Source organism: Burkholderia sp. HMSC10F09, from assembly GCF_001806955.1.
GTDB lineage: Bacteria > Pseudomonadota > Gammaproteobacteria > Burkholderiales > Burkholderiaceae > Burkholderia > Burkholderia multivorans.
The window spans coordinates 1-3,176 of sequence record NZ_KV786751.1 but is presented as its reverse complement, the minus strand read 5'-3'; the positions used below and the strand labels follow the sequence as shown (position 1 = coordinate 3,176).

The window sequence follows — 3,176 nt, the reverse complement described above, 5'->3', positions numbered from 1 at the left end:
TCGCTCGCGCCGGCCTCGCCGTCGGGCCGGCCGTCGGCCGCAGCGGCACTGCCGTTGCCCTTCGCGCGGCCGTTGCCGGCCTGCTTGGCGTCCTTCGCATCCTTCGCCTCGTCCGGCGCCAGCTTGTTGAACGTCACTTCGCCGCGGCCCTTGTCGTAGTCGACCTCGACGCGATCGCCGGATTTCAGCGCGTCCGCGAGGATTTCCTTCGCGAGCCGCGTCTCGATCGTCTGCCGCACCTGACGCTTCAGTTCGCGCGCGCCGAATTCCGGCTGATAGCCCGCTTCGGTCAGATGCTCGATCAGCGATTCGCCCATCACGAGCTGGATGTCCTGCGCGGCCGCGGTGCGTACGACGCGATCGAGCTGGATCTGCACGATCGAGCGGATGTTCTCCTTCGACAGCGCATGGAACACGATCACTTCGTCGATCCGGTTCAGGAACTCGGGGCGGAAGTGGCCCTTCAGCACCTGCATCAGTTCTTCGCGGATCGCCTTGTCGGTCTTGCGCGCGGCTTCCGGCTGCGTGAGGTTGTCCATGATGATCGCCGCGCCGAGGTTGCTCGTCGCGATGATGATCGTGTTGCTGAAGTCGACGACGCGTCCCTTGCCGTCGGTGAGCCGGCCGTCGTCGAACACCTGCAGCAGCACGTTGTAGACGTCCGGATGCGCCTTCTCGATCTCGTCGAGCAGGATCACGCTGTACGGGCGGCGCCGCACGCGCTCGGTCAGCTGACCGCCTTCGTCGTAGCCGACGTAGCCGGGCGGCGCGCCGATCAGCCGCGCGACCGCGTGCCGCTCCATGTATTCGGACATGTCGATCCGGATGATCGCCTGCTCGTCGCCGAACACGCTTTCGGCGAGCGCCTTCGCGAGCTCGGTCTTGCCGACGCCGGTCGGCCCGAGGAACAGAAACGTCGCGATCGGCCGGTGCGTCTGACCGAGCCCCGCGCGCGACAGGCGCACCGCATCGCTGACCGCGACCACCGCGTCGTTCTGTCCGACCACGCGCTCGCGCAGCTGCTCTTCCATCTTCAGCAGCTTCTGACGCTCTTCCTGCGTGAGTTCGGACACCGGAATGCCGGTCAGGCGCGAGACGACCTCGGCGACCGATTCGACCGTGACCTCGAGCGTCTCGGAGCCGGTCTTGCGCTGCCACGCTTCCATCTTCTCGTCGAGCGCCTTCTGTTTCGCGTTGATCCGTTCTTCGAACTGCTTCGCCTCGTCGAAGCGCTTGCGCGAGGTCGCGTAGTCCTGCTCGCGCTTGAGCTGCGCGATCTGCGCTTCGTCTTCCTGGATGTCGACCGGGCGCGAGGTCGCGCCGATTCGCACGCGCGCGGCCGCCTGATCGATCAGGTCGATCGCCTTGTCGGGCAGAAAGCGCGACGTGATGTAGCGGTCCGCGAATTCGGCGGCGGCGACGAACGCGTCGTCGGAGAACGTGACCTGGTGGTGCGCTTCGAGGCTGTCGCGCAGCCCGCGCAGGATCACGATCGTCTGCTCGACGCTCGGCTCCGGCACGAACACGGGCTGGAAGCGCCGCTCGAGCGCCGCATCCTTCTCGATGTACTTCTGGTATTCGTTCAGCGTCGTCGCGCCGATCAGGCTCAGCTCGCCGCGCGCGAGCGCCGGCTTCAGCACGTTGGCGATGTCGAGCCCGCCTTCGCCGCCGCCTTGCCCCGCGCCGACGATCGTATGCAGCTCGTCGATGAACAGGATCAGTTCGTCCTGCTTCGCGGTAACCTCGTCGATCAGCTGCTTCGCGCGCTCCTCGAACTCGCCGCGATATTTCGCGCCGGCGACCATCGAATTGATGTTGACCTCGACGAGGCGCTTGCCGCGCAGCACTTCCGGCACGTCGCCATTGACGATCCGCTGCGCGAGCCCTTCGACGATCGCCGTCTTGCCGACGCCCGGCTCGCCGATCAGCACGGGGTTGTTCTTCTTGCGGCGCGCGAGCACCTCGATCGCGCTTTCGATTTCCTGCGCGCGGCCGAGCACGGGGTCGAGCTTGCCCTGGCGTGCAAGCGCGGTCAGGTCGCGGCCGAACTTGTCGAGATTCGGCGTGCCGGTCGGCGTGTCGACGCGGCCGTCTTCGGCGCCCTTGCCGACGACCTTCACGACCTTCTGGCGCAGCGCCTCGGGCGTCACGCCGTATTTCTTCAGCAGCGTGCCGGCGATGCTGTCCGGCACCGATGCGAGCCCGATCAGCAGATGCTCGGGCCCGATGTACGAATGGCCGAGATCGCGCGACGCCTGGAACGCGTACTGCACGGCCTTTTTCACGCGCGGCGAGATCGACAGCTTCTCGAGCGACTGGTCCGGATCGGCGTTGCCGGTGTGCGCATGTTCGTCGATGTAGGCCTTGATGTCCTGCGGCGACAGCTTCAGTTCCTTCAGCAGTGCCGCGCATACGTCGGTGTCGGCGAGCGCGTACAGCAGGTGTTCGGTGTCGAGTTCGTTGCGGCGCAGCTCGTGTGCCTTCTCGGCCGCGCGCTGCAGCAGCTCGAGCGTCTGCTCGCTGAACGCGTCGGTCGGATCGACCGATTCGCGCGGGATTTCCGCGGCGAGCGGCGATGCTTCGCCGAGGCCGCCGAACAGCGACGACGGACCGCCGCCGAGCAGCGAGTCGAACGGATTCAGCATGCTCTGATGGCGCATCAGCTGCCGGAAGTGATAGTCGCAGATCGAGATCGTCTTGCGTTCGCCGTCCTGCATCACGGTGGCGCGCGCAACGGCGGGCCGGGCGTGACAGATGTCGCAAAGTGCGGGCATGGTGGTCTGGCTCCTGTCAATGAAAGTGGATCGAAGGGCGACGTCCCGATGCGTGGCGGCAACGGAACGTGCTGACCGCGACACGCGGCGCGGCGCGGCGGCGCGCGCTCGGCGCCCGTACCGTCGCGCAGCGCGCGACGCGGCAGCCGGCGACGGCGTTCGGCACCGCGTACGCGCGCGCTTCGTGGAGCCCGCGGCTCGACTTCGACTGCGTTCAAAATAGCGAATCGCCGCAACCCATCCAAGACACAGTTCCGTGCCGGTCCGTCGGCAAATTGCACCCTCGCATGCGCGCGAACGCGGGCCGCGAGGAGTACAGACGCGCGTGCGCGGCTCCGCACGGGCGGGCGCGGCGCAGGGCGAGGGGAAAGGCGGCGGCAGGTGGCGCGCGCGGCGCGCGCC

General features: G+C 67.5%; 1 protein-coding gene. It reads right to left on the bottom strand.

All coding sequences use genetic code 11. The features are described 5' to 3' along the window. Positions 1 to 2,774 (bottom strand): ATP-dependent Clp protease ATP-binding subunit (locus HMPREF3115_RS16700; RefSeq protein WP_070555240.1); only part of this gene is annotated, 2,774 nt, incomplete at its 3' end. Positions 2,775 to 3,176 lie beyond the last annotated feature (402 nt).